The following is a 23,564-nucleotide window of genomic DNA, read 5'->3' as shown; positions in this document are numbered from 1 at the left end:
AGTCGGTTGTCCCGGGTGTGTCCCCGGGTTCAAGTGCCGTATCGCCCGCCGAGCGGTCGCCGTCTACGCCGGGTCCCTTCGAGGCGGCGACGTGTCCGGGTCCGGTCCACCCGTCCCGTCGCCGTCGTGCGGTGCGAGCCGCGGAGGACATCGTCCCTGTCTTGAAAGGTAATAAACGATACCACCATCTCACACGGTAGTTATTTGTGACGCGCACCGTACCCCTCGCCCATGCGGTACGTCAAGATCGTCCTCATCCCGGAGTCCGGCGGGCTCCACCCGGCCGAAGAGCGCCTCAGAGACGACCCCGACATCCAGGAGGAGGCCATCCTCCACCTGAACCTGCTGGACGACGGGACGGCGGTGTCGCTGGCGACCCACCGCGGGGACTCAGAGCGCCTGCGCGAGATCCTCTCCGGGAGCGAGGACGTCCTCGATTTCGAGGTGCTGGACACGGACGACGGCATCCAGACGTACATCCACTTCACCCCCAACGAGACGACCGAGGCCCTGCTCAGCCTCACCCGCGAGTACGAGTTCGTCATCGACACGCCGATCCGATGGGACGCCGACGACAGCGGCGCCATCCGCGTGGGACTCATCGGCGACGACGACACCGTCCAGCGGGCCATCGAGAGCGTCCCGGAGAACATCCGACTGGAGCTGGAGCAGCTCTCGGAGTACAACCCCGAGTCACAGGAGCTGTCGGCCATGCTCACCGAGCGCCAGAAGGAGATCCTCGACACCGCCGTCGAGGTCGGCTACTACGAGGTCCCCCGCCGGGCGACCCACGAGGACATCGCGGCGGCGCTCGACCTCTCGACGACCACCGTGGGCGAGCACCTCCGGAAGATCGAGGCCCGGATGCTCTCCGAGATCGCCAAGTCGCACTGAGAGCGGACGTACCGCACCGTTCCTCACCCTTCTGCCTCGCTCCGGGCCTCCACCTCACTCGGGCACCGCCCACAGGGGCCCTGCCCACGCCATCCCGCCGTCCCGCTGTACCACGCGAAGGTGGTACGCGTCCGCGTCGGTGCCGCGCTCCCCGTCGTACTGCATCCCCGCGAGGGGCGCCCCGTCGACGAGCGTCGCCTCCGCGACCCAGTCCTCGTACCCGGCCGGGCCGTCACCGGGATCGACCGTGCGCCAGGTCTCGGTGTTCTTCACGACCTCGACGCACTCCAGCGGGGCGTCGCCGGCGACCCGGAGCCGGACCTCCCGTTCGCCCCGGGGGTCGACGGACACCTCGTGGTCCGGGTCGGACAGCCGTCGCCCCTCGAGGGTGAACGCCGTCCGGATGCGGTTGGGCTGGGTCGTCCCGTAGACGCGACGGGTCCGGAGCGCGTCGAAGACTGCCGCCCGCGTGAGGGCCGGCGCCCGGAAGGCGGTGAGGCCGCCCGCGTACGAGTCCTCGGCCATCAGCCGCCAGACCGTCCCCCAGCCGAGGCCGTCGCGGCGGACCTCCGACAGCGGCGGAACGTGTGGCGGCGCGTGGATGGGCGAGCGGCCGGGCCGGGGGCCGTGGTAGTCCGAGCCGGCGACGAGCCCCATCCGGTTCCCCATCGCGAGGGCGTCGGCCACGTAGTGGCCCCGCTCGCCAACCTCGCCCTGGCCGATGCCGCCGATGGGCTTGCGGTTGCCCGCCTCACCGGGGCGCTCGCTGGAGCCCCACTGCGAGTACGTCTCCACGAGCGGCGCGAGGTCGTCGTCCACCTCGGTCGCGGCGAAGTCGAACGGGTACATCGCCTCTGCCGGGTGGTGAGGGATGGTCACCACGTCGGTCGCCTCCTCCGGGGGTACCTCGGCGTCGTCCGCAGCCTTCGCAGCGCGGCGGGGGGCCTTCGCCGCCCGCCACTCGCGCAGCCGTGCCCAGAGGGCCTCGTAGGTGTTGCTGTCGGGTGACCGCGAGTCGACGAACGGGGCGTCGGTCCCGTCGAAGTAGCAGTTCACGTGGCCGCCGGCGTGGGGCTGTTTGGTCCACTCGTAGCCGAACAGCGTGACGAACTCGTCGGGGCGATGGGCCGCCTCGACGCGCTCGCGGATCTTCGGCAGGTTCCGCCGGCGCATCAGCCACCGCTGCAGGTCCGGCGGGATGAAGAAGCCCATCGTGTCGTGGTCGGTGTACGCGACCACGTCCAGGCCCATCACCTCGCGCCCGAACGCGAACCCCCGCTCCATCGACCCGACCCCGTCGGAGAACTGCGAGTGGAGGTGGATGTCACCCCAGTAGGTCCGGAGCGTGGGCTCCTCGCGGCTCACCGCGACGGGCGCGGCCGCCGTGACCCCGTCGACCTCGGCCCGGACGTACTGCAGGCCGGGCGTCTCGAACGTCACCTCGACCCGGTGGACGCCGCCCTCGCTCGCCCGGAACCGCGTCTCGCGCGGGAGCGTCGCCCTGGGGTCGGTCGTCTCCAGCGCCACGGCCCCCTCGAACCCCCGGACCAGTCGCTCGTAGTCGTCCCAGGCCTGCACGCGGAGCGTCACGGGGTCACCGACGACCGCCTCCGAGGGCGCCACCACGTCCAGCGTCGAGAACGAGACCCGCAGCGACCGCGCTAGTGCCACCGGCGACGGGGCCGCCCGCGCGAACGCCGCGACCGGCGCGACGAGCGCGTTCCGGGCCCAGGTGCGTCGACTCATCTACCCGGCGGAGGGGGCCAGGGGAGTTAACGCTCACGCCGACTGGACCGGTCCGCAGCGGTGGTCGGTAGTGCCGGGGATGAGTCTGTGCGCACAGATAGGCTCCTAATGCGTCCTGTTAGAAGAGAATGTGGGGTATATCCGAGAAATTCCGGGTTCCTGGATCGAAGGTGCGCCGCCGGTCGGCTACAGGAACTCCTCGATGTGGTCCGCGACCTCGTTCGGGGTGTCGCCGACGGGGACGCCGGCGTCGTTGAGCGCGTCGATCTTCGACTGGGCGGTACCGGTGCCGCTCCCGCTGACGATGGCGCCGGCGTGGCCCATCCGCTTGCCCGGCGGGGCCGTGCGGCCGGCGATGAAGCCGGCGACCGGCGTGTCCATGTACTGCGAGATGTAGCGCGCGGCGTCCTCCTCGTCCTCGCCGCCGATCTCGCCGCACATCACGACCGCCTTCGTCTCGGGGTCGGCCTCGAAGTGCTCGAGGGCGTCGACGAAGTCGGTGCCGATGATGGGGTCGCCGCCGATGCCGACGGCGGTGGTCTGGCCGATGCCGCGCTGGGTGAGGTTGTCGACGACCTGGTAGGTCAGCGTCCCCGAGCGGGAGACGAGGCCGACGTTCCCCTCGGAGAAGATGTTGCCCGGGAGGATGCCGAGCTTCGCCTCGCCCGGCGTGATGATACCCGGACAGTTCGGCCCGATGAGCTCCGTGTCGGTCTCCTTGAGGCGCTTGTAGACGGAGGCCATGTCCTGCTGCGGGATCCCCTCCGTGATGGCGACCACGAGGTCGACTGGCGAGTCAAGCGCCTCGAACAGCGCGTCCGCCGCGAACGCCGGCGGGACGAAGACGACGGCGGCGTCGGCGTCCTCCTCGCGCGCCGCGCCACGGACGGTGTCGTACACCGGGACGCCGGCGGCCTCCTGGCCACCCTTGCCCGGCACCGCACCCGCGACGACGTTGGTGCCGTACTCCATCATCTGTTCGGCGTGGAACTTGCCCTCGCCGCCGGTGATGCCCTGTACGACCACACGCGTCTCGTCGTCGACTAGGATACTCATTGGTCCACCTCCTCGGCCCGCGCGACGGCCCGCTGGACCGCGTCCTCCAGCGTCTCCTGCACTTCGACCAGTTCCGTGTTCAGGATCTCCATCCCCTCCTCGGCGTTCGTCCCCGCGAGGCGGACGACGACGGGTTTGGGGATCTCGTCGAACTGTTCGAGGGCCGCGTTGATGCCCTTCGCGACCTCGTCACCGCGGGTGATGCCGCCGAAGATGTTGAACACCACGCTGTCGACGTTCTCGTCGGAGAACACCATGTCCAGCGCGTTCGCGACGCGCTCGGCCTTCGCGCCGCCCCCGATGTCGAGGAAGTTGGCGGGCTCGCCGCCGTAGTAGTCGACGAGGTCCAGCGTCGTCATCACCAGGCCCGCGCCGTTGCCGATGATGCCGACGTTGCCCTCGAGGCGGACGTAGTCGAAGCCGTACTCGTTGGCCTTGGCCTCGAGCTCGTCCTCGGCGGTCTCCTCCTCCATCTCCGCCAGGTCCGGGTGGCGGAACAGCGCGTCCTCGTCGATGTTCATGACCGCGTCGGCCGCGATGACCTCGTCGTCGCTGGTGACCATCAGCGGGTTGATCTCGGTCTCCGTGGCGTCGCGGTCGTCCCAGAGGCTGTACAGCGTCGTCAGCACCGAGGCCACGTCGCCGGCCACGTCGCGGTCGACGCCGGCCTCGTACACCGCCCGGCGGGCCTGGTACGGGTGGAGCCCGAAGGCGGGGTCGACGTGCTCGCGCGCGATCGCCTCGGGGTTCTCGGCGGCGACCTCCTCGATGTCGACGCCACCCTTCGTCGAGACCATCGCGACGGGCTTGCCCTCGCCACGGTCCATCGTCACACCGATGTACAGCTCGTTGACGAAGTCGACGGCCTCCTCGACGAGGACGCTGTCGACGTGGAGCCCCTTGAGGTCCATCCCGATGATGCGCTCGGCGGCCTCCCGGGCCTCGTCGGCACTCTCGACCAGTTCGATACCGCCGGCCTTGCCTCGGCCACCGACCTGTACCTGCGCCTTGATGGCCACGGGGTAGCCGATGTCGTCGGCCGCCGCGACCGCCTCGTCGGCGGTCTCGGCGAGCTGTGATGCCGGCGTCGGGATGCCGGCGTCGGCGAAGACTCCTTTCGCCTGGTACTCGTGAAGTTTCATCTGACGCACGGGCCTTCCCGTGACGCCGAGTTAGTAGTATCGGAACCGGGCATGACCGGGGGTACGGTCACCGACCGTCCACTTCGGCGCGGACCGGTGCCGGACGCGACTGCACCGGCCGATGCCACAAGATACTGGCGGAGCCGTCCGGTTGGGGTCACCCGTGAACCGACGGCAGGTTCTGGCCACCGGGGCAGCGGGCGTCGGTGCGCTCTCGACCGGTTGTCTCAGCCTCGCTGGACGCGCCGTCGACCGCGTCGACGAGGCCACCGACCGGGAGCGGCTCTGCGTGGTAACCGCGACGAACGACCACGACGAGCCACACGTCGCAGCGGTGGTCGTCGAGCGGAACGGCACGGAGGTCCAGCGGACGACGCTCGAACTGCCGCCCCACGACCCCGATGCCTCGCCGTACAGCCCGCCCGAGCGCGTCGTGGACCGGACCTGGTCCACGGAGCCGGCGAACATGGCGCTCCGGGGGCGCGTCGACGGCGGTGAGTGGCGAGCGTTCGGGTTCCCTGGCGAAGCGGCGGGCGACTGCTGGGGACCGACCCTCGCCATCGACGAGAGCGGCGCCTGGGGTTGGCGGTTCCACCGCACCGTCGGTCCCGGGGCTGGGCCCACCCCCGCGGACCGGGGCTGACGGCGACCCGGTGGCGGTTCCTCGACCACGTGTGGACCCCGCCGCCCACCAGGCGGCGTAACTGTTACCCCCACGGGCGCGAAAGGGGCTCACATGAGCAGCACCGCCGACGAGGGAGGCGCCGACCCCGGGGAGACGGCCGCGGAGCGCCCCGAGATACAGGTCACGGAGGAGGCCGCCGAGCAGGCGCTCGACCTCCTGACCGGCGAGGGGATGGACACGGACATCGCGGGGCTCCGCCTGTTCGTCCAGCAGGGCGGCTGTGCCGGCCTCTCCTACGGGATGCGATTCGACACCGAGCCCGAGGACGACGACACCGTCTACGAACACCACGACCTGCGCGTGTTCGTCGACCCGGCCAGCATGAACTACATCGAGGGCTCCGTGCTGGACTTCGAGGGCGGCCTGCAGGGCGCGGGCTTCACCGTCGAGAACCCGAACGTCGTCTCCGAATGCGGCTGCGGCGAGTCGTTCCGGACCTGAGGCCCGCTCCGGCCCGAGCGTGACGAGGAGAACGCGGCGATTCGATTACTCCAGCTCGAACGCGACCTCGACCTCGACCTGGTACTCGCGGCCGCTGACACTGGCCATCTCGACGCCCATGTCCTGCACCTCGGCCCAGTGGATGTTGTCGATGGTGTAGTCCGCGCGGTCCAGCGCGTTGTCGACGGCGGCTTCGAAGCTCTTCTCGCTGGTCCCGATCAGGACGATCTTCTTGTAGACGCTCATGTCCGAGCGACTGGTTCCGTCGGCTCCCAATTAAAGATGTGTGCCGGTCCGGGACGACGCGTTCCGTCGGGATCGGGGGCCCGTACGATGTCAGTCGCTCGAGCGGCGGTCGGGGGCTTCGTCACCGAGCCGCCGGGCGATGGCGCCGGCTAGGTCCGTGAGGTAGGCCGTCCCCCAGACCGCCACGACGACCGCGCCGACGGTGTCGAACACGAGGTCGAGCATCGAATCGTCCAGCCCGTACTGGGTGAGGACGGGCTCGCCCCCCAGGACCGCGGCGGCCTCGCCGATGGTGAACTCGATGACCTCCCAGAAGACGCCGAACGCGAGCGTCAGGAGCAGGATGAACGCGAACATGAACCGCGGCGGGAGCCGCACCTCGACCGAGTGCAGGTCGACCGCGCGTGCGGTCGCGTAGCCGGCCGCGGCCACCACCGACGCCGAGAGGGCGTGCGTGACGTGGTCGTACCACCAGAGGTCCTGGTAGAGGTTCTGTGGCGACCCGGGGAACCCGACGACGCCGACGGCGTGGAGGAAGACGGCGGCGGTGATCCACAGCGTCAGCGCGGGGTCCATCGGGATGCCGTAGTCCCGCTCCAGTATCGGCACCAGCTGCGTGACGCCAAGCGCAACCGCCGTGTTGACGATGACGCCCGTGTCGCGGTCCCAGAGGCCGACGAACAGGATGCCGACGAGGACGAGCTCCATCGCCCACGCGAGGCGGGCCTGTGTCCGGGTGTCGATGCCGATCCGGTCGCGGAGCCTCATCGCCCCCCCTCGCGGCGGCGGGCCGCCGTGAGTGGCGACCCCTCCGACCGCTCGCCGACGTACTCCTCGAACGACTCCTGTTCGGCCCGGAGCTCCGTCTCGACGTCGCTCGGGAGGCGTTCGTGGCGGGCCTGACGCCGCCGGAAGTACCGGTCGAAGACCAGGCCGGCGGCCACGCCCGCGACCGTCGAGTAGACGAACTCCAGCATCACGTTCCGCTCGATGACGTGCTCGTCGAGTCCGGGCTTCAGCAGGAACCCCGTCCCCAGCAACACGTCGGCGGCGAACCGGAGGACCGCCCAGACGCCCGCGGCGGCCATGGTCGCGATGGCGACGAAGACGACGGCGAACGTCGCGTTCATCTCGACCGGGGTGAAGACGTGGAGGTTCACCGCCACGATGAGCGCGACCGCTGCCACCGCGAAGTAGGTCGCCAGCGCGCCCGTTCCGATGCCCGCGAGGATGGTGAACGGTCGCGCGAGCAGGGGGAGCGCCGCCAGCGCCAGCACCTCCCACGGGAGCATCGCGCGCGGCGTCCGGAACCGGACCGGTGGCTGCAGGGCCAGCAGCGCCACTGCCGTCGCGAACGCGGCCCACGCCAGCTCGCCGATCGCCGCGTTCCCGACCGCGACCAGCAGCACGAGCGCGACGAGCACCCAGGCGAGGGCCGCGTTCAGTCGCTCGTCCTCGACCAGCCGATCCAGGTCGGTAGCCATCGGCGGTACTCCGCGCCGGGGCTACATATGATTCCGGGCCGTGGCAGACGGGCCCCGGCGGTGGCCGCGCATCCGGAGTCAGCCCAGCAGGAGGTACCCAGCGGTGTACGCGAGCGCCGCGAGCGTGACCGCGGCGAGCCCGGAGAGCGCCGCGCGCTCGATGCCCCGCCAGCGGTCCCCGGCGGCACGCGCCTCCCCGATGGCTGCGGCCGCCGTCACGCCGGCACCGACCGCGAGCAGCGGGAAGACGAAGTGGTACGAGACCTCCAGTGTCGGCGCCGGGATGAGGACCGCCGCGCCCGCGTATCCGAGGCCGATGCCGGCCCGGCGGTCGATGCGGGCGGCGAGCGAACCGATGCCGGGCCAGGCCGGGAGCCCGTCGTCACGGAGCCACACGAGGACCAGCGCCGCCAGCCACGCGGTCCCGAGTTCGACGAACAGCGCCCCCAGCAGGTGCAGCGTCGGGTCCGGCGCGAGGACGACGCGCTCGACGAACACGGTCACGTCGAGCGGGTAGAGTATCGCCGGCGGCTCGCCGGTGAACAGATCGCCGAACGGGTGCGTCAGCGTCCCGACCGCGCCCGCTGTGGCGACGGCAGCCGGGCCGAGGCCGAGGTGGGCGCGCCCGACACGTGCGAGGCCGAGTACGGCCACGCCGAACGCGGCCAGCACGACCGCGCCCAGCGCCCCGGAGACGGCGAAGGCGACCGCCACCGTGGCCGAGAGCGCGGCCACCGCGCCGAGGCGCCCCGGCCGGCGACCGGTCGTCCACGCGCCGGCCGCGAGACTCGCGACCGTGGCGACGACCAGCGAGTGGGTCACGGCGCGGTGGACCTCGTTCCCGGCCCGCCAGAAGCCGCTCGCGGCGTCGAGGGGCCCGCTCGCACCCAGCACGCCGACGGGGGCGTAGAGGATGTCGACGTCCGGTGCGAGCCCGAACGCGCCCGCGAGCAGGCCGAGCGCCAGCGCCCGCTCGGGCGACCACCCGCGCACGCGCGCCGCGGCGGCGGCCAGCGCGAACGCCAGCAGTCCGTGGCCCACGAACATCGGCCTCGCTACGGCACCCGACAGGATAAGCGCCGCGGCCCGCGGCCCCTCGTCGGGCGCCCGACATCGGGCCCGAACTGGCCGCCTCAGACGTCGAGGACGACGTACGCCTCGTAGCCGTCGGCGGTCCGCTCGATCCGCATGTCGGAGTAGGTGACGGCCTTCACCTCGCGGGCGCTGACGCGGTCCAGCGGCACGCCGCGGAACTCCCCCCTGAGGACCCAGGTGCCGTTGCGGAAGAACACCTCACACGAGTTGTCGACGGGGAGGACGTTCTCGACGTCGCGCTGGTAGATGAGGTCGTCGAGGTAGTCGAAGAGGAGCGACTCCTCGCTCTCGCTCTGGATGCCCACCGGGAACCGGTCGCCGTCGTCCGGCCACTCGTCGCACATCGCGGCGGCGAGCCCATCGGCGACGGCGGCGAACGTCCCGCCCAGCGTCTCCCCCTCGGCCGCGACCGCCACGTCGGCGGTGTGGTCCCGGAGTTCGAAGCTCATGAGTCGTCCCCGTCCGGCCCCTCGCCGTCGACGGTCCACTCCTCGCTGTCCGTGGGGAACAGGTCGCCGTTCTCCCCGTCGCCGCCGGCGTCCTCACTGGCGTCCCCATCAGCGGCGGCGCCATCCACAGCGGCGGTGCCATCGCCGTCAGCGTCGGCGTCGACGCCGGCTTCATCAGCGGTACCGTCGCCGACGTCCGCGGTGGCGCCGCTCCCGTCCGTCGGGTCGGCCCCGTCGTCGCGCTTCCGCCCGGCGCGTTCGGCCGGTGGCTCCGGGGTCGTCCCCCGGGTCCGGTCGTCGGCGCGGCTCGCCTCCGCCGGGGTCCCGCCGGTGTCCCCGATGGAGCCACCGCCACGCTCGATGTCGGCGGGCGTGCTGGCGTCGCTGGCGCTGCCCTCCGTGCGGCGCTCGATTGCATCCGGCGTCTCGGAGAACTCCGGCGCCACATCGCGCTCGTAGTGGGCCCGCTTGCCGGGGTCCGTCTCCACCGAGCCGGTCGACTCGGGCTGGCTGCCGTCCTCGACGCGGCGGAGCCGCGCCAGTTCCTCCAGCTGTTCCTCGCTCAGCCCGCGCATCGCCGGGCTGGTGTCGCCGATGGCGACCCCGCTCGTGACGATGCTCCGGATGCCCTCCTCGACGGTCATGTCGGTGTCCACGACGCGGTCCGTGGAGACGTGGATGACGAACCCACCCATCACGGGGTTGGGTGCCATCGGCATGAACAGGGTGATCATCTCGTCCTCGCCGGTGTCGGATTCGAGGGTGGCGGGCGTGTCGGCAGTCTTGAACGCGACCGTGTAGGACCCCTCGACGGGGTACTGGACCAGCTTCACGTCCTGGAACGACTCCGTGTCCGAGTCCAGCAGCAGTTCGGACATCTCGTTGAAGCTGGTGTAGACGGAGCCGACACCCGGGATCGACTCCATGAAACCGTCGAACCGCTGGCCGACCGAGCTGCCGCTCTCGGTGTACTCCGCGACGAACCCGACCACCAGCATCACGACGAGCAGCAGGATGACCGTGATGGCCTGGACGATGACGGCGTTGTTGAACGGGAGGTTCGTGACGGCGGTCGAGGAGATGGGGCTCAGGGCGTTCGAGAGGAAGTTGACGACGAAACTGAGGACCAGCAGCGTCACGGCCAGCGGGAGGATGATGGCCGCGCCGGTGACCAGCGACTCGCGCAGGACTTCCCTCGGCGACTGTCGTCTCCCGACGATCTCTGCGTCGTCGGGGTCGAGCGCGCTCATTACTGCCGTAGTGCGGTGGCACGCACCTAAGGGGTTGTGGCCCGGGGCTCCCGAACTGTGCCTCCGGGCTGCCGTGTTGTGGCCCCCGGCTCCCGAACTGTGCCCCCTCCCGAACTGTGCTCCCGCGCTGTCGAGCTCCCGTCCCCACGGCTGGTCCGGCTCTCCGGGACGGGGCCTCCATCGCCGGGAGTGCGGTCCGGCCTGTGGGTCGGGCCGTCGCCCCAGCGCCAGCTCGCCCCGCCCGCCCGTCTGCGCCCGGTATCGGCGGGCCGGATACCGACCCGCCTGGCGGTGGAATTATATCCTGTCAGGCGCCTACCTGGGTGGTAGTGAGCGTCAATATCGAGCTGCGTGTCGTCGGTCCCGGTAGCGACGAGCTCTCGGGCGACGCGTGGGACCTGAAAGAGCGCATCCGCGCTCGCCACGGTGTGCTCAAGCAGCGCCGTGGGTTCTTCACCGATGCCTACCGTCGTTCGACGGTGTACGCGCTCGTCGCTTCCGGCCCCGACGAGGAGCTCGTGGGGTTCGCAGCGACCCGGCGGGACGGCTACGTCCTCTTCCTCGCCGTCGACCCGGACTGGCAGGACGAGGGGTTCGGCGAGCAGCTCATCGCCGCCGTCGCCGACGACCACTCCTCCGTGACCTGCCACGCCCGCACCACCAACCAGGACGCCATCGACTTCTACCAGCACGTCGGTTTCGAGATCGAGCGCCGCGTCGACAACTACTACGAGGACCGCGGCGACGCCTACTACCTCCGCCTCGGCGACGGTGGCCTGACCGAGCGCCTCTCGAAGTTGATGGGGAGATAGCCTCTCGACTCTCGAATCCGTGCCACTACCCGTCTGTGGTGCCTGTTAATCAGATATCGGTGTAGCTTTCGGATAATGCTGCGGTCCCCGCCTCACCCAAAACCAGTTCCCCTCACCCGACGGAGGGGTCGGTATGGTCCTCCCGCTCGCGATGGGGTGGCGGTACCTGCTGTTCGAGAACTGGCCGGTCGACCCGGCCGTGATGGACGCGCACCTGCCCGAGCGGCTGGCGCCGGACACCTACGACGGGTCGGCGTGGCTCACGGTGGTCCCGTTCACCAACGTCGCCGTCCGCCCGGCGGGACTGCCCCCGTCGGTGGGGTTCCGGCTCCCCGAACTGAACGTCCGGACGTACGTGACCCACGACGGCGAGCCCAGCGTCTACTTCTTCAGCCTCGACGCGCAGGGCGTCGCGAGCGTCGTGGGCGCACGCGTCTTCCACCACCTGCCGTACTTCTACGCCCGCATCTCGCTGGAGCGGTCGGGAGACCGGGTCCGGTTCGCCAGTCGTCGTCGCCACCCCGGGGCGCGTCCGGCCCGCTACGAGGGGACCTATCGGCCGACCGGGGAGCCGTTCGTGGCGACCGAGGACCCGTTCACCGAGTTCCTCGTCGAGCGCTACCGGTTCTACACTGAGGACCAGCGCGGGCGCCTGCGGTACGCCGACGTCGAGCACGAGCCGTGGACGCTGTTCCACGCGACCGCGGACATCGAGACGAACACGCTGCTCGCGGCCGACGGGTTCGCCCGGCCGGACGCCGACCCGGTGTACCACTACAGCCCGGGGGTCGACATCGTCGGGTCACGGAGCAAGCTGGCGTAGCAGCGCTGGACGCTCTGCCCCGCGTCCGAGTGGGGCCCCGCGCCGCGCTGCGCCGTCAGCCGTCGTAGCGCGTGATGTGCTCGACGTCCTCGGCGACGAACTCGCGGGTGCGTGCGGCGACCTCGCGGTCCCGCCCGGAGTCGTCGGATGCGACGTCCAGCCGCTCCGGAACACCCTCTCCCCGTTAACGATGGTGTCGCTGAACAGCGGGGCTTTTACCGTCGGAAAGCTCGGTGGGTGTGTATGGTAGCGACAGGCGCCCTCGTCGACCGCTCCGAGGGCCAGACCGGCATCGAGGTGACGGACCTGCGGTTCAACCGTGCACTGGCGGCCTACAAGATGGCCGCGCTGGGCGAGCAGGGCGTCGCCATCATCGAGGGGGAGCAGCCGCTGTGACGGGTCCGAGCGCGGCCGATGGAACGGTCCATCGCGTCGACCGCCAGGAGGACCTCCCCGAACCCGTCCCGGACGCGGCGTTCGTCGTGGTCGACGTCATCATCTCCTCGACCACGGTCGTCCGCCTCCTCGAGGCGGGGGCCGACTACGTCCGTCCGTTCGCCGACGCCGACGCCGCTCGCGCGTTCAGGGCCGAGACGGATGCCTTCCTCGTCGGCGAGCAGGGTGGCGAGTCCGTCGAGGGGTTCGACGGCTCCCCGCTGCCGTCGCTGGTGGCGGACTACCCTGTCGCGGACAGACCGGTCGGCCTGCTCTCCTCGAACGGGACCCGCGCGATGGACCGCATCGGCCACGACCGCGACATCTACGTCGGGACGACGGTGAACGCGGCGGCCGTGGCCGAGGCCGTCACCGACCACGAGGAGACGTGGCTCGTCGCGGCCGGGCGCCAGGGCGAGGTGGTCGGCGAGGACGTCGCCGGGGTCGACCGCATCGCTGGTCACCTCGAGGGCTCGCCGCCCGCCGCCGCCGCGCTCGCCGAGACCATCCGCGGGACGCCCACGGCACAGTGGCTCCGCGAGATGGGCTACGAGCACGAGATCGAGGCGCTCTGCGAGTTCGACTCCATCGACCTGGTACCGCGGCTGCGCGACGGTGTGTTCGTCGCCGAGTGAGCGGCGGTGGCTCAGTTCCCCAGCATCTGCCGCCAGAACGTCGCCGCGTCCATCGACCCCTCGAACAGCTTCTGCATCGTCTGGAGGCTCTCCCGGGCCATGTCCGGCGGGCTCCCCTCGTAGACGAAGGCCGCCCGCTCGCCGCGGTCCTCGTCGGTGAAGACGAGTTTCAGCTCGCCGAGCTTCTGGTCGAACGTCCGCTCGACGCGGTAGTCCTGGTCCGCGAAGTACGAGAAGGTCAGCCGGGTGAACGACTCCCAGCGGTTCGTCTCGACCCGGGTGTCGAAGTCGCGCCCGTCGTCTGCCATGTACCGTCCTCACACAGGTCACGCAAAAGCGTTCGGTGCCCAGCGGCGCCGATGGGCCAGCGAGTGGTATCCGTCCGGCCAGTGGAAGAGCCACCTCCGGTGGCCGGGCGGATAGTCTACGAAATTCGACAGAAATCGTCTTCTCTCGATGCTTATCACCCCGGACCGACAACGTCGGGGCGTGTGCCACCCCTTCGACCGTCCCGAGTTCGACCGTCGGTCCGCCGGCCGCTGACCGCCCCGGCTGCCCCCGACGGGGGCCGGGGTCGGAATCGGGAGGCCCGCATGACCTCCGACGACAGCCCGACGGACGGCACCGCCGGCCGTCCCACAGCAGGGGGCGTGGGAGACGGAACGATCGATGCGACCCGCTCGGCGGCCGCGTTCGGCGCCGTCGCCAACGAGACCCGGCTGTCGATCCTCCGGTCGCTCTGGGCGGCCGACGGCCCGCAGTCGTTCTCGACGCTCCGCGAGGCCGTCGGCGTCCGGGACAGCGGCCGGTTCAACTACCACCTGGGGGAGCTGACCGGGCGGTTCGTGCGCAAGGCGAGCGCCGACGACGGTGAGGACCGTGACGACCCCGGGGAGGGCTACGTCCTCACGTACGCCGGGGAGCAGGTCGTCGGCGCCGTCCACTCCGGGCTCTACTCCGCCCGGGCGGAGATCGACCCGTTCGACGCCGGAACCTGTCCCGATTGCGGGGGAACGCTCCGGGCGGAGCACGCCGACGAGACGGTGTCGGTCACGTGCGGTGGGTGCGGGGTCACGGTCACCCAGTTCGGCGCGCCGCCGACCCTGCTGGCGGGGTTCGACGAGGAGGAACTCCCGCTGGCGTTCAGCCACTGGGTGCAGAGCATGGTCGAGCGGACCCGGCGGGGCTTCTGCCCGCAGTGCTCCGGTCGTGTCAGAGCGGGGCTCACCCGCGAACTCCAGGAGACGGTCGGCCTGTACGGCGCCCGGTTCGACTGCGAGGTCTGTGGCGGAACGGTCACCGGCGCGCTCGGCGCCGTCGTCCTCGACCATCCGGCGGTGGTCGCGTTCCACGCGGACCACGGCATCGACCTCCGGACCGACCCGTTCTGGGAGGTGCCGTGGCTGCTCGACCAGCCGGCCACGGTCGAGTCCGAGGACCCGCTCCGGGTCCGCCTCGTCGCCGAGATCGGCGACGACCGCCTCTCGCTGCGGCTGGACGAGCGACTGGAGGTGCTGGCGGCCGAACGGGACCCGTAACGCCCCGCCCGGCGGGCCCCGTCAGGCCCCCGACGTCCGGTCGACGAAGGCGACGATCTCGTCGGCGATCTCCTCGCCGGCGTCCTCCTGGAGGAAGTGCATCGCGCCCTCGATCCACGTATCGGGCTGCTCGTCGGCGGTCGGGATCAGCTCCCGGAGCGGGTCACGGGCGCCGCGCGTGATGGGGTCCGAATCGGCGAAGAGGACGAACGCGGGTTTCTCCCACTCGCCGAGTTTCTCGCGAGCGTCGCTGGTGATGTCGCCGCCGTCGCCACCGTCGGCGCGGGGCACCATGTCGGGCCACTCGCGCGCGCCGGCCTTCAGCTCCTCCTCGGGGTAGGGGGCCTCGTAGGCCGCGAGTTCCTCGTCACTGAGTTCGGTCGCCGTCGCGTTCTGGATGAGCATCCCGATGGGGAGTTCCTCGACGCGCTCGACGAAGTCCCGGAAGTCGTACCACTCGTCGGCCATCTCCGCGGTCCCGGTCGGGCAGTCCGTGTTCATCGGGACGATGCGGGCGAAGCGCTCGGGGTTGTTCATGGCCACCGGGAGCCCGATGAGGCCGCCCCAGTCCTGGCACACCAGCGTCACGTCGGTCAGGTCGAGTGTCTCGATGAATTCCTCGGTCGCGTCGTAGTGGAGCCGGTAGTCGTAGTCCTCGCGCTCGGTGTACTTGTCCGAGCGACCGAAGCCCAGCGCGTCCGGGACGACGACGCGCCCGCGTTCGGCGAGCGTGGGGATCATCTTCCGGTAGAGGAAGCCCCACGTCGGCTCGCCGTGCAGGCAGAGGAACGTCTCCTCCGCCTCGCCCTCGGGGTCGGTGTCGACGTACGCCATCTCGGGCTGGCCGGGCGCGCCCTCGATGGTGACGTAGCGCGGCTCGTAGTCGAAGTCCGGGACGTCGGCGAACGCTTCCTCGGGTGTGCTGACCGGTTCGGATGCCATGTGCCGGCCCGTGCCCGCCACCGACAAAGGTGTTCGGTTCGGGGCGACCACAGGTTAACGATGTTCGACTCGCGCGCACGACCGCGTCACGCACACTACGCGTCCGGTCGTACACACGAGTATGAGCGAGTCGACCGACACGACCGAGGCGACGGGCCCCGCAACGCGTGTCCGCCTCACCTACGACCCCGAGGCGTTCCCCGAGGACGTGCGTGACTGGGTGTACGAGGGCGTGACCGACGAGACGTTCCTCGCGTCGTTCCGGCGGCGCCACGACACCGTGACCGAGGGCGAGACCGTCGAGGAGTTCGTCTCCTGTGGCTGTGGCTCCCCGCGGGACGTGACGTTCCGCGTCGCGGCGGTCGAGGGCGGGAACCGCCTCGATACCACGACGACGCTCGTGGTCGAGCGCGCCTGACTGGGGGCCGGCACGGTCCTCGTGGGCCGACGGACGGCACGCCTTTGTCGCCACCCGTCCGAGTCGACGCATGGACCTCGTCGAGGCGCTGGCCGTCGACGGACTCGTCTGCGTCGTCGGCGCGGGCGGCAAGAAGACCAGCCTCTACACGCTGGCCGACCGGCTGGACCGGGCGGTCCTCACCGCGACGACGCGCATCCCCGCGTTCCCGGAGCACGTGAGCCGGCTGATCGAGAGCGACGACCCCATCGCGGCGCTCCGCGCGACCGCTCCGTACGACCCCGTGGACTGGCCGCTCGGTCTCGTCCCCGGGTGGGCCGACGACGTTCGCTACGAGGGGTACGACGCCGGGACGGTCGCCGAACTCGCGCGCGCCGCGGCCGAGCGTGATGTCGACGCGACGCTCGTCAAGGCCGACGGCGCGCGCGGCCGCTGGCTGAAGGCCCCGGCCGACCACGAGCCCGTGGTCCCGGCCACGGCGGACACCGTGATTCCCGTCGCGAGCGCCCGCGTGGTCGGCGAGCCGCTGGACGAGGCGCACGTCCACCGACCGGAACGGGTGGCGGCCGTGACGGGGCGGGAGGTCGGCGCCGAGCTGACGGCCGACGACGTGGCCACGGTCCTCGCGAGCGCCGACGGCGGCCTGCGGAACGTCCCGGGCGAGGCGACGGTCGTCGCGCTCGTGAACATGGTCGACGACGACGCGCTGCGGGCGACCGCTGAGGAGATCGCCGGCGGCGTCCTCGCACGCACCGACCGCGTGGCCCGGGTCGTCACAGCGCGGATGGCGGAGGGTCGGCTCGTCGCGACGTTCGAGTAGTCTGGGGGCATGGGCCGGAGGCTCGGCGAGAACGCTTATCGGGCTCCTCCCCATCCGTGGTGACAACAGATGGGCTTCTTCAACAAGCTCGGTCGGCAGGTCGAGGAGTTCTCGCGGACGGCGAAGGACGTCGCCGAGGGGCAGGCCGACTACCGGTGTCGGACCTGCGAGGAGCGGTTCCACACCGACCACGACGCGTGTCCCGAGTGCGGCGCCGAGACGGTCGTCCGCGTCGAGTCGGAGGGCTGACCCCGGGGCCCGCTCACGCCCCCCGGAACCGTGCCGCGGCCGCGGCCAGCTCCTCGCGCGTGTTGACGTTCTCGAAGGAGTCGAGCCAGCCGTTCGCGCGGAGCGTCGCCTCCTCGACGACGGTCCAGTCCAGTTCCTCCAGCGGTGCGAGGATCTTCGCGTCGCCGCGTTCGAGCGCCCGGTCGCAGGCGTCGGCCATTGCCTCGGCGCGGTAGACGGCCTGGGTCGTCTGGAACCACTCGTCGATGCGGGGGACGGCGGCGTCGTGGCCCGTCGCCGCATCGAACAGGTGCTCGACCAGTCCCGGCGCGACGAACGGCATATCGCCCGCGACCACGAGGGCGAACGCGTCGTCGGTCGCCCGGAGCCCGGTCCGGATGCCGGCCATCGGCCCCGCGTCCGGGTCGGGGTCGACTGCGAACGTCACCTCCGGGTCCACTCCCGCGAGCGCGTCCGCGAACCCGTCGCGCTGGTCGACCCGACAGTTCACGATCACCGCCCCGGCGGTGGGTGCGAGCCGCTCCACCGTCCGGCGGAGCAGCGGCTCGCCCGCGAGGTCCGCCAGGAGCTTGTCGCCCCCATCGAACCGCGTCGAGCGGCCGCCGGCCAGGACCACCGCCGTCCGGTCGTCGGATGTCACGCCGGTCGCTACGGCCGTCGTCGGCAAAACCACGGCGGCCAGAGACGGACAAGACACTTGCCGGAGGCTCCGTAGCTCCCCGGTATGTCCCCGAACGGCGACGACGGTGGGGGCAGGGTACCCCGGCGGCGGCTCCTCGGCCTCGGTGCCCTCGCCCTCCTCGCGGTGCTGGCGGGCTGTGGCGGCGCCGAGCCCGCCCCGTCGGTCTGCTACGGCTGCAGCGACGACGGCGCGGCCCGGGCGCTGCCACCGAACGCATCGACCGGCGAGAGCGTCGCACACCTCCACCTGGCGCCCGAGACCGGCGGGGCCCCGCGGGTCGTCGCGCGGACGCGGGTCGGGCTGGAGACGGCCGAGGAGCTCCAGCGGAACGCCTCGCGCCGCGAGGCCGTCCAAGAGACGGTCCTGGCCGTCCGGGCCGGCGACAGGTCGGGTCCCGGCGGCCGTGCGACGACGCCGACGCCGCGCTACGAGGGAACGGACGGTCGCCCGGTCTACCCCGTGCCGGCCTTCGAGGCACGTGACCTCTCGGTGGGAACGGAGGCCGACGCGCTCGTCGTGTCGTTCCGCGTCGCCGGCATCCCCGGACTGGAGCCGGCGGAGACACCGCCGCTGGTCCGTGAGGGGATCGGCGGTGCGGTGCAGGTCGACCGGTTCGACGTCCGGGACGGGCGCAACCCGCACCCGGAGAACGCCGGCCATCCCTACCAGCTCGGGATCGACCGGCTCGTCGTCCACGCACCGCCGGGCACGCGCCCGGTCGTCGCGCCCGAGGGCGCCACCGTCCGCGGCGACGCGGTCGTGCTGCGCTCGCTCCCGGCCGACTCGACACTCGTGTTCGCGCCGGACGGGGCGAGCGGAACCCTCGCCGCGCACGCCACGCTCACGGCCGACACGCTGGGCTGGGTCGTCCCGGACTCGTTCTGGGTCGCGCTGCTCCCGACGATACAGTTCGGCCTGCTGCTGGGTGGACTCCGTGCCGGGAAGCGGGGCGGAACCCGGTACGCCGTGGGCGGCCTGTTGCTCGCGCTGTTACTGACGCTGGGCCCGCTCGCCATCGTCCTCGGGCCGCTCGGCCTCGTCGCCGTCGGGCTGGTGGTCGTCGTCGCGAGCTACCTGCTCTGGCGAGCCGGACGGGATGATGGCGGCGCCGAGGACGACCAGGGCGATGGGGCGGATGCCGGGAGCGACGCCGCGGGCGGCTGGCTCCCGGACCTCCGGGCGGGGGTCGAGCCGTGGCTGGTCCCGGGCGTGACCGTCGCGGCCGGTGCGGCGGTCCTCACGGTGGCTGCGAGCGTACTCGCCGGTGACAGCCCCCTTCCCCCGCTGCTGTTCCTCGTCGGGGGCGCCCTCCCGCTCGCCGGGACCATCGGCCTGGGGCGGCTGGAACATCTCGACGGGCCGGACCCACGCCGGCGGTGGCTGGTCCTGTCCGTGCTCGTCACACCGTGGCTGTTCGCGGTGGGTCACGTCGCCGGGCGGGAGGTGCCCGACAGCGTCGAGACGCTCGTGCTGGTCGTCGTCTGGGGGACCGGCGCCACGCTCGTCGGGTTCATCGCCCACCGGGTCGCCGCACGGTTCTCCTCCCCGGAGATGGCCTGACCCGGTGCGCTACCGCTCGGCGACCGCGACGAGTTCCTGTGCGGTCGACGCCAGCGGGTCGCCATCGAAGCCACCGTAGAACGTCCAGTCCGAGAAGCCGGCATCCGCGAACAGGAGCTCGAACTCGCGCTTCGTGACGAGCGCGATCTCGGTCTCGGTCTCCAGGACCACCTCCCCGCCGTCGTCGGACACCTCGCGGGACTGCGTCCCCACGCGGTCGATGGCGTCGGTCAGCTCCATCACGTCGCGGACGGTGTAGGTGGTGCCGTCGACCTCGACGGGTACCTGCCTGGCCTCGCCGTAGTTCTCGGCGACGTAGTCGGGGTCGGGGGCGAACGTGTTGAGCGCGAACCGGCCGCCGGGGGCGAGCGCGCCGTGGATGGTCCGGAGCGCGGCACGCTGGTCGGCCAGCGAGGTGACGAGGTTGAACACCCGCGCCGGGCAGTAGACCAGCCCGTACTCGCGGTCCGGGTCGAACGTGGTCACGTCGGCCTGCCGGACCGAGACGTCGAGCCCCTCGTCGTCTGCCGTCTCGCGGAGTCGCGCGAGCCGCCCCGCCGAGAGGTCGATACCGTCAACGTCGATGCCATCGCGCCGGAGGTCGAGGTAGACGCGGCCGGTGCCGACACCGACCTCCAGCGCAGGGCCGTCGGCCTCCCGGGCGAGCCGCCGGTAGAACGCCACGTCCTCGGCCCAGGGCAGGTCGCTGGCATCGACCCAGGCATCGTAGACCGCCGCCTCGAATGTGTCCGTATCGTCCATGTCGGGGACGGTCGGCCGCGCGGCAAGAACCTTCCTCGGGCGTGGGAGTCTCCCCCACGACCCGGCGTCAGTCGTCGCCGGTCGCCTCGTCGGTCGCACCCTCCGGCCGGTCGGGGGCGAGGTCGTCGACGCTCGTGGCGCCCTCGGTCGGCTCGACGCGGACGCTCGCGACCTTGTACTCCGGAATCCCACTCGTGGGGTCGTACGTCTCGTCGGTGAGGACGTTGGCCGCCCCTTCGGCGAAGTGCATCGGGACGAAGACGACACCCTCGCCGACGCGGTCGGTCACCTGCGCGCGGACGGTGATGTCGCCGCGGCGGGAGGCGACGCGGACGGCGTCGCCGTCCTCGATACCGAGCGTCTCCGCGGTGGTGGGGTTGATCTCGACGAACGACTCGCCCACGTGGCGCATGATGCCCTCCACGCGCCGGGTGAGCGTGCCGGTGTGGAAGTGGTACATCACGCGGCCCGTGGTGAGCGTGAGCGGGTACTCCTCGTCCGGCAACTCGCCGGGCCGGCCCATGTCGGCGGGAACGAAGCGGGCCTTCCCATCCTCGAAGTTGAAGCCGTCCTCGTAGAGGAAGCGCGTGCCGGGGTCGGTCTCGCCGGTGCAGGGCCACTGGAGGCCGCCCTCGGCGTCGAGCCGGTCGTGCGAGATGCCGCCGTAGATGGGCGCGACCTCGGCTATCTCGTCCATGATCTCGGCTGTTGATTCGTACTCCCAGCCGTGTCCGAGCTCTCTCGCGAGTACCTGGAGAATCTGCCAGTCGGGCTTCGCGTCGCCCGGCGGGGAGACGGCCTCACCGACCAGCTGGACCCGCCGTTCCGTGTTCGTGAAGGTGCCGTCCTTCTCGGCGAACGACGCCGCTGGCAGCACCACGTCGGCGTGCTCGGCCGTCTCCGTGAGGAACACGTCCTGCACGACGAGGAAGTCGAGTTCCGAGAGCCCCTCCTCGGCGTGCTGGATGTCGGGCTCGGAGAGGGCGGGGTTCTCGCCCATCACGTACAGCCCCTTCACGTCGCCCTCGTGGATGGCGCTGAACGTCTCGGTCACCTTCAGGCCGACCGCCTCGGGCGGGCGGGTGCCCCACACCCGCTCGAACTCGTCGGCCACCTCGGGGTCCGTGGGGTCCCGGTAGCCCGGCAGCTTGTTCGGGAGCGTTCCCATGTCGCCGCCCCCGCCCTGGACGTTGTTGTGGCCGCGGAACGGGCTCAGGCCGGCGTTGCGCTTCCCGACGTGGCCCGTGACGAGCGCGAGGTTCGCGACCGCGAGGACGTTCCGGGTGCCGTGGCCGTGCTGGGTCAGGCCCATCGCCCAGCCGAAGACGCAGGTGTCGGCCGCGGCGATGGCCGTGGCCGTCTCGGCCAGCTCCTCTGGCGGGACGCCCGCCAGCCGTTCGACCTCCGCGGGCGTGAACGGGTCGACCTTCTCGCGCAGCGCCTCGAAGTTCCGGACGTGCTCGTCGACGAACACGTCGTCGTAGAGGTCGTTCTCGATGACGTAGCGGGTGAGGCCGTTGAGCCACGCGATGTCGTAGCCAGGCCGGGTGCGGGTGTACTGGTCTGCGTGCTCGGCGATGCCGGTCCTCCGCGGGTCGTAGACGTGGAGCGTCGCGCCGTCGCGGACGTTCCGCTTGATGCGAGTGGCCAGCACCGGGTGCGACTCGGTCGTGTTCGACCCGGTGATGAGGTAGCAGTCCGTGTTCGCCACGTCGTCGATGGAGTTGCTCATCGCGCCGTAGCCGACCGTCTGGAGGAGCGCCGCGACCGTCGAGGAGTGACAGAGCCGCGCGCAGTTGTCGACGTTCGGCGTCTTCAGTACCGCCCGGGCGAACTTCTGGAGCAGGTAATCCTCCTCGTTGGTGCACTTCGAGGAGGCGAACGCCGACAGGGCCTCGGGCCCGTGCTCGCGCTTGATGTCGCGGAGGCCGTCGGCCACGCGCTCGATGGCCGTCTCCCACGAGACCGCCCGGAACCCGTCCGGACCGGGCGTGTCGGGGCCGGCCTCCTCGTCGCGTACCAGTGGCGACGTGAGGCGGTCGTCGCTGCCGACGAACTCGTAGCCGAACTTCCCCTTGACGCAGGTCGAGAAGTCGTTGGCCGGCGCGTGGTCCGGGTCGGTCGGCCGGACGGCCTTGATGTCGTCGTCCTTGCTGTGGACCTCGAAGCGACAGCCCACCGCGCAGTAACCGCAGGTCGTCTCGGTCGTCTCGATGTCGCGCGAGCGCCACCGGGCCACGCCGCTGGCGATGTCGAACAGTCGCCCCTCGGAAAGGGTCCTCGCGGCGACGGCCTCGGCGGCGTGTTCGCCCTCGAGGAAGGCTCGCTCGCCCGCGCTCCGGGCGGCCTGCCGGGCCTTCCGTTTCGCCTTCGCCATGAACCGGGCGACGCCGGACAGGTCCTCGTCGATGGCCGCGGCCGCTCCGTCACCGCCCATCCCGCCGCCCGCGTCCGGCCGGTCGGCGGTCGCCACGGGCTCGGCCTCCAGCACCTCGCCGACCGAGTTCTTCTGCGTGAAGCCCGGAATCGGCAGGGTGGTCGCGTCGGTGTAGTCGCTCTCGACGAGCGAGCCGGTCGGGCAGACCGTCGCGCAGTGGCCACAGGAGACGCAGGTCGAGTCAGCCATCGTCTCGGCCTGGCTCATGAAGCCGATGCGTGGCTCGCCGTCCTCGTCCTTGCTCGCGGCTTCGCCGCTCGCCTGGGGGCGCTCCGCGCCCCCGCCCTCGACGCGCAGGACGCCCTCGACCTGCACGTCGTTGCAGGCCTCGACGCAACGGTTGCAGAGGATGCACTTGTTGCGGTCGATCTGGATGACGCCGGAGGTGTCGTCGATGGGTTCGTACTCGCCGCGGTCGTCCATGACGCCGTAGCGTGGGTGCTCGACGTCGGCCTCGATGGCCGCGTCCTGCAGTTCGCAGCGCCCGTTCTTCCCGCAGGTCGTACAGCGGAGGTTGTGGTTCGAGAGGACGAGGTCGAGATTGACCGAGCGCGCCTCGGCCGCGTCCGGGGTGTCGGTCCCGATGGTCGCGCCGTCCTCGGCGGGGTGGCTACACGAGGGTACGAGTCCCTCGTCGGTCTCCACCACGCAGGTCCGGCAGGTCGTCCGCGGGCCGATCTCCTCGGCGGCCTCGGTGTCGCGGTCGTAGTGGCATAGTGCCGGGACCTCGTCGCCCGCGTCGGCGGCCTCGACCGCATCGAGGAGGGTCGCACCCTCCGGGACCGCCACGGCCTCGCCGTCGACCGTGACGGTCACCATCCCGTCGTCCGGGTCGGCGCCGCGCGCCGAGTACCGCGGCGGGTCGTTGGCCGTTCCGGTGCGGAAGTCCTCCGTCAGCGGCGTCGAGGGCCGTGGGTCCGTCAGGTCGGGGACGCGCGGGAAGCCCTCGTCGGGCCCGTCGGG

The 23,564-nt window shown here is 71.4% G+C and carries 27 protein-coding genes; 13 read left to right on the top strand and 14 right to left on the bottom strand.

The window, feature by feature from the left end; genetic code table 11:
- The first annotated feature begins 231 nt into the window (after window positions 1-231).
- Entirely contained in the window at window positions 232-894 is a 663-nt protein-coding gene (locus tag P2T62_RS13790; RefSeq protein WP_276257655.1) for a helix-turn-helix domain-containing protein, read from the top strand.
- A gap of 54 nt (window positions 895-948) precedes the next feature.
- Here the strand turns inward: P2T62_RS13790 and P2T62_RS13785 are convergent, their stop codons facing one another.
- The 3 genes from P2T62_RS13785 to sucC form a co-directional block, all read right to left on the bottom strand.
- Window positions 949-2,640: a PHP domain-containing protein gene (locus P2T62_RS13785; RefSeq protein ID WP_276257654.1), complete on the bottom strand. Its 1,692-nt coding sequence runs from the start codon at window positions 2,638-2,640 to the stop codon at window positions 949-951.
- 186 nt (window positions 2,641-2,826) lie between these two features.
- Complete coding sequence (sucD, locus tag P2T62_RS13780) at window positions 2,827-3,696, bottom strand: succinate--CoA ligase subunit alpha (protein WP_276257653.1); 870 nt, start codon at window positions 3,694-3,696, stop codon at window positions 2,827-2,829.
- The gene (sucC, locus tag P2T62_RS13775) at window positions 3,693-4,838 is read right to left on the bottom strand and encodes an ADP-forming succinate--CoA ligase subunit beta (protein WP_276257652.1); all 1,146 of its coding nucleotides are present in this window, start codon (window positions 4,836-4,838) and stop codon (window positions 3,693-3,695) included. Before sucC ends, sucD begins: the two co-directional genes overlap by 4 nt.
- Before the next feature lie 163 nt (window positions 4,839-5,001).
- Between sucC and P2T62_RS13770 the strand changes: the two genes are divergently transcribed.
- Together P2T62_RS13770 and P2T62_RS13765 are read left to right on the top strand one after the other, a co-directional pair.
- Window positions 5,002-5,481 (top strand): hypothetical protein, encoded by a 480-nt coding sequence (locus tag P2T62_RS13770; protein WP_276257651.1) that lies wholly within the window; start codon window positions 5,002-5,004, stop codon window positions 5,479-5,481.
- Between the two features lie 93 nt (window positions 5,482-5,574).
- Window positions 5,575-5,964: a HesB/IscA family protein gene (locus P2T62_RS13765; protein WP_276257650.1), complete on the top strand. Its 390-nt coding sequence runs from the start codon at window positions 5,575-5,577 to the stop codon at window positions 5,962-5,964.
- 45 nt (window positions 5,965-6,009) lie between these two features.
- Here P2T62_RS13765 and P2T62_RS13760 read toward each other — a convergent pair whose 3' ends face one another.
- The 6 genes from P2T62_RS13760 to P2T62_RS13735 all read right to left on the bottom strand — a co-directional run bounded on the left by P2T62_RS13760 (window position 6,010) and on the right by P2T62_RS13735 (window position 10,488).
- Complete coding sequence (locus P2T62_RS13760) at window positions 6,010-6,210, bottom strand: dodecin (RefSeq protein ID WP_254830154.1); 201 nt, start codon at window positions 6,208-6,210, stop codon at window positions 6,010-6,012.
- A 90-nt stretch (window positions 6,211-6,300) separates the two neighbouring features.
- Window positions 6,301-6,978 carry a DUF2238 domain-containing protein gene (locus P2T62_RS13755; RefSeq protein ID WP_276257649.1) on the bottom strand — a complete coding sequence of 226 codons (678 nt, stop codon included), beginning with the start codon at window positions 6,976-6,978 and terminating at the stop codon, window positions 6,301-6,303.
- Window positions 6,975-7,694, bottom strand: a complete 720-nt coding sequence (locus P2T62_RS13750) for a hypothetical protein (protein ID WP_337250423.1) — start codon at window positions 7,692-7,694, stop codon at window positions 6,975-6,977. Before P2T62_RS13750 ends, P2T62_RS13755 begins: the two co-directional genes overlap by 4 nt.
- Window positions 7,695-7,772: 78 nt before the next feature.
- Complete coding sequence (locus P2T62_RS13745) at window positions 7,773-8,741, bottom strand: metal-dependent hydrolase (RefSeq protein ID WP_276257648.1); 969 nt, start codon at window positions 8,739-8,741, stop codon at window positions 7,773-7,775.
- An 86-nt stretch (window positions 8,742-8,827) separates the two neighbouring features.
- On the bottom strand, window positions 8,828-9,238 hold the full coding sequence (locus tag P2T62_RS13740) for an archease (RefSeq protein WP_276257647.1): 411 nt from the start codon (window positions 9,236-9,238) through the stop codon (window positions 8,828-8,830).
- Window positions 9,235-10,488, bottom strand: a complete 1,254-nt coding sequence (locus P2T62_RS13735) for a DUF502 domain-containing protein (protein WP_276257646.1) — start codon at window positions 10,486-10,488, stop codon at window positions 9,235-9,237. Before P2T62_RS13735 ends, P2T62_RS13740 begins: the two co-directional genes overlap by 4 nt.
- A gap of 329 nt (window positions 10,489-10,817) precedes the next feature.
- Here P2T62_RS13735 and P2T62_RS13730 point away from each other — a divergent pair, with 329 nt between their 5' ends.
- From P2T62_RS13730 to P2T62_RS13710, 5 genes are all read left to right on the top strand, one after another.
- Complete coding sequence (locus P2T62_RS13730; protein WP_276257645.1) at window positions 10,818-11,300, top strand: GNAT family N-acetyltransferase; 483 nt, start codon at window positions 10,818-10,820, stop codon at window positions 11,298-11,300.
- A 133-nt stretch (window positions 11,301-11,433) separates the two neighbouring features.
- On the top strand, window positions 11,434-12,123 hold the full coding sequence (locus P2T62_RS13725) for a YqjF family protein (protein ID WP_276257644.1): 690 nt from the start codon (window positions 11,434-11,436) through the stop codon (window positions 12,121-12,123).
- 76 nt (window positions 12,124-12,199) lie between these two features.
- On the top strand, window positions 12,200-12,373 hold the full coding sequence (locus P2T62_RS13720; RefSeq protein WP_276257643.1) for a hypothetical protein: 174 nt from the start codon (window positions 12,200-12,202) through the stop codon (window positions 12,371-12,373).
- Window positions 12,367-12,519 (top strand): hypothetical protein, encoded by a 153-nt coding sequence (locus P2T62_RS13715; RefSeq protein WP_276257642.1) that lies wholly within the window; start codon window positions 12,367-12,369, stop codon window positions 12,517-12,519. The genes P2T62_RS13720 and P2T62_RS13715 overlap by 7 nt, the downstream gene beginning before the upstream one ends.
- Window positions 12,516-13,193, top strand: coding sequence for a 2-phosphosulfolactate phosphatase (locus P2T62_RS13710; RefSeq protein ID WP_276257641.1), 678 nt, complete (start codon window positions 12,516-12,518; stop codon window positions 13,191-13,193). The genes P2T62_RS13715 and P2T62_RS13710 overlap by 4 nt, the downstream gene beginning before the upstream one ends.
- A gap of 11 nt (window positions 13,194-13,204) precedes the next feature.
- Here the strand turns inward: P2T62_RS13710 and P2T62_RS13705 are convergent, their stop codons facing one another.
- Window positions 13,205-13,501 carry a hypothetical protein gene (locus P2T62_RS13705; protein ID WP_276257640.1) on the bottom strand — a complete coding sequence of 99 codons (297 nt, stop codon included), beginning with the start codon at window positions 13,499-13,501 and terminating at the stop codon, window positions 13,205-13,207.
- Between the two features lie 285 nt (window positions 13,502-13,786).
- On the opposite strand from P2T62_RS13705, the gene P2T62_RS13700 reads away from it, so the two are divergent.
- Window positions 13,787-14,731, top strand: a complete 945-nt coding sequence (locus tag P2T62_RS13700) for a winged helix-turn-helix domain-containing protein (RefSeq protein WP_276257639.1) — start codon at window positions 13,787-13,789, stop codon at window positions 14,729-14,731.
- Window positions 14,732-14,752: 21 nt separating this feature from the next.
- Here the strand turns inward: P2T62_RS13700 and P2T62_RS13695 are convergent, their stop codons facing one another.
- The gene (locus tag P2T62_RS13695; RefSeq protein ID WP_276257638.1) at window positions 14,753-15,673 is read right to left on the bottom strand and encodes a haloalkane dehalogenase; all 921 of its coding nucleotides are present in this window, start codon (window positions 15,671-15,673) and stop codon (window positions 14,753-14,755) included.
- A 121-nt stretch (window positions 15,674-15,794) separates the two neighbouring features.
- Here P2T62_RS13695 and P2T62_RS13690 point away from each other — a divergent pair, with 121 nt between their 5' ends.
- The 3 genes from P2T62_RS13690 to P2T62_RS13680 all read left to right on the top strand — a co-directional run bounded on the left by P2T62_RS13690 (window position 15,795) and on the right by P2T62_RS13680 (window position 17,160).
- Window positions 15,795-16,091, top strand: coding sequence for a DUF7968 family protein (locus P2T62_RS13690; RefSeq protein ID WP_276257637.1), 297 nt, complete (start codon window positions 15,795-15,797; stop codon window positions 16,089-16,091).
- A 70-nt stretch (window positions 16,092-16,161) separates the two neighbouring features.
- Complete coding sequence (gene yqeC / locus P2T62_RS13685; protein WP_276257636.1) at window positions 16,162-16,911, top strand: selenium cofactor biosynthesis protein YqeC; 750 nt, start codon at window positions 16,162-16,164, stop codon at window positions 16,909-16,911.
- A 69-nt stretch (window positions 16,912-16,980) separates the two neighbouring features.
- A complete protein-coding gene (locus P2T62_RS13680) occupies window positions 16,981-17,160 on the top strand; it encodes an FmdB family zinc ribbon protein (RefSeq protein ID WP_276257635.1) in 180 nt (59 codons plus the stop codon).
- A gap of 13 nt (window positions 17,161-17,173) precedes the next feature.
- Here P2T62_RS13680 and P2T62_RS13675 read toward each other — a convergent pair whose 3' ends face one another.
- Window positions 17,174-17,800, bottom strand: a complete 627-nt coding sequence (locus P2T62_RS13675; protein WP_276257634.1) for a molybdenum cofactor guanylyltransferase — start codon at window positions 17,798-17,800, stop codon at window positions 17,174-17,176.
- Between the two features lie 84 nt (window positions 17,801-17,884).
- On the opposite strand from P2T62_RS13675, the gene P2T62_RS13670 reads away from it, so the two are divergent.
- On the top strand, window positions 17,885-19,402 hold the full coding sequence (locus P2T62_RS13670; RefSeq protein WP_276257633.1) for a hypothetical protein: 1,518 nt from the start codon (window positions 17,885-17,887) through the stop codon (window positions 19,400-19,402).
- Window positions 19,403-19,411: 9 nt separating this feature from the next.
- Here P2T62_RS13670 and P2T62_RS13665 read toward each other — a convergent pair whose 3' ends face one another.
- A complete protein-coding gene (locus P2T62_RS13665; RefSeq protein WP_276257632.1) occupies window positions 19,412-20,164 on the bottom strand; it encodes a class I SAM-dependent methyltransferase in 753 nt (250 codons plus the stop codon).
- 67 nt (window positions 20,165-20,231) lie between these two features.
- Window positions 20,232-23,525 (bottom strand): formate dehydrogenase subunit alpha, encoded by a 3,294-nt coding sequence (gene fdhF / locus P2T62_RS13660; RefSeq protein ID WP_276261621.1) that lies wholly within the window; start codon window positions 23,523-23,525, stop codon window positions 20,232-20,234.
- Between the last annotated feature and the right edge of the window lie 39 nt (window positions 23,526-23,564).

This window comes from Haloglomus litoreum, from assembly GCF_029338515.1.
Lineage (GTDB): Archaea > Halobacteriota > Halobacteria > Halobacteriales > Haloarculaceae > Haloglomus > Haloglomus litoreum.
Note: the sequence above shows the minus strand (reverse complement) of the source record. Positions and strands in the feature narration are given on the sequence as shown.

Bases quoted from the DNA above. Each gene is read 5' to 3' on its own strand.
- P2T62_RS13785 (WP_276257654.1), bottom strand. From the start codon at position 2,640: ATGAGTCGACGCACCTGGGCCCGGAACGCGCTCGTCGCGCCGGTCGCG.
- P2T62_RS13790 (WP_276257655.1), top strand. From the start codon at position 232: ATGCGGTACGTCAAGATCGTCCTCATCCCGGAGTCCGGCGGGCTCCAC.
- sucD (WP_276257653.1), bottom strand. From the start codon at position 3,696: ATGAGTATCCTAGTCGACGACGAGACGCGTGTGGTCGTACAGGGCATC.
- P2T62_RS13705 (WP_276257640.1), bottom strand. From the start codon at position 13,501: ATGGCAGACGACGGGCGCGACTTCGACACCCGGGTCGAGACGAACCGC.
- P2T62_RS13760 (WP_254830154.1), bottom strand. From the start codon at position 6,210: ATGAGCGTCTACAAGAAGATCGTCCTGATCGGGACCAGCGAGAAGAGC.
- P2T62_RS13665 (WP_276257632.1), bottom strand. From the start codon at position 20,164: ATGGACGATACGGACACATTCGAGGCGGCGGTCTACGATGCCTGGGTC.
- sucC (WP_276257652.1), bottom strand. From the start codon at position 4,838: ATGAAACTTCACGAGTACCAGGCGAAAGGAGTCTTCGCCGACGCCGGC.
- P2T62_RS13755 (WP_276257649.1), bottom strand. From the start codon at position 6,978: ATGAGGCTCCGCGACCGGATCGGCATCGACACCCGGACACAGGCCCGC.
- P2T62_RS13700 (WP_276257639.1), top strand. From the start codon at position 13,787: ATGACCTCCGACGACAGCCCGACGGACGGCACCGCCGGCCGTCCCACA.
- P2T62_RS13680 (WP_276257635.1), top strand. From the start codon at position 16,981: ATGGGCTTCTTCAACAAGCTCGGTCGGCAGGTCGAGGAGTTCTCGCGG.
- P2T62_RS13750 (WP_337250423.1), bottom strand. From the start codon at position 7,694: ATGGCTACCGACCTGGATCGGCTGGTCGAGGACGAGCGACTGAACGCG.
- yqeC (WP_276257636.1), top strand. From the start codon at position 16,162: ATGGACCTCGTCGAGGCGCTGGCCGTCGACGGACTCGTCTGCGTCGTC.
- P2T62_RS13690 (WP_276257637.1), top strand. From the start codon at position 15,795: ATGAGCGAGTCGACCGACACGACCGAGGCGACGGGCCCCGCAACGCGT.
- P2T62_RS13740 (WP_276257647.1), bottom strand. From the start codon at position 9,238: ATGAGCTTCGAACTCCGGGACCACACCGCCGACGTGGCGGTCGCGGCC.
- P2T62_RS13670 (WP_276257633.1), top strand. From the start codon at position 17,885: ATGTCCCCGAACGGCGACGACGGTGGGGGCAGGGTACCCCGGCGGCGG.
- P2T62_RS13715 (WP_276257642.1), top strand. From the start codon at position 12,367: ATGGTAGCGACAGGCGCCCTCGTCGACCGCTCCGAGGGCCAGACCGGC.
- P2T62_RS13765 (WP_276257650.1), top strand. From the start codon at position 5,575: ATGAGCAGCACCGCCGACGAGGGAGGCGCCGACCCCGGGGAGACGGCC.
- P2T62_RS13695 (WP_276257638.1), bottom strand. From the start codon at position 15,673: ATGGCATCCGAACCGGTCAGCACACCCGAGGAAGCGTTCGCCGACGTC.
- P2T62_RS13725 (WP_276257644.1), top strand. From the start codon at position 11,434: ATGGTCCTCCCGCTCGCGATGGGGTGGCGGTACCTGCTGTTCGAGAAC.
- P2T62_RS13745 (WP_276257648.1), bottom strand. From the start codon at position 8,741: ATGTTCGTGGGCCACGGACTGCTGGCGTTCGCGCTGGCCGCCGCCGCG.
- P2T62_RS13735 (WP_276257646.1), bottom strand. From the start codon at position 10,488: ATGAGCGCGCTCGACCCCGACGACGCAGAGATCGTCGGGAGACGACAG.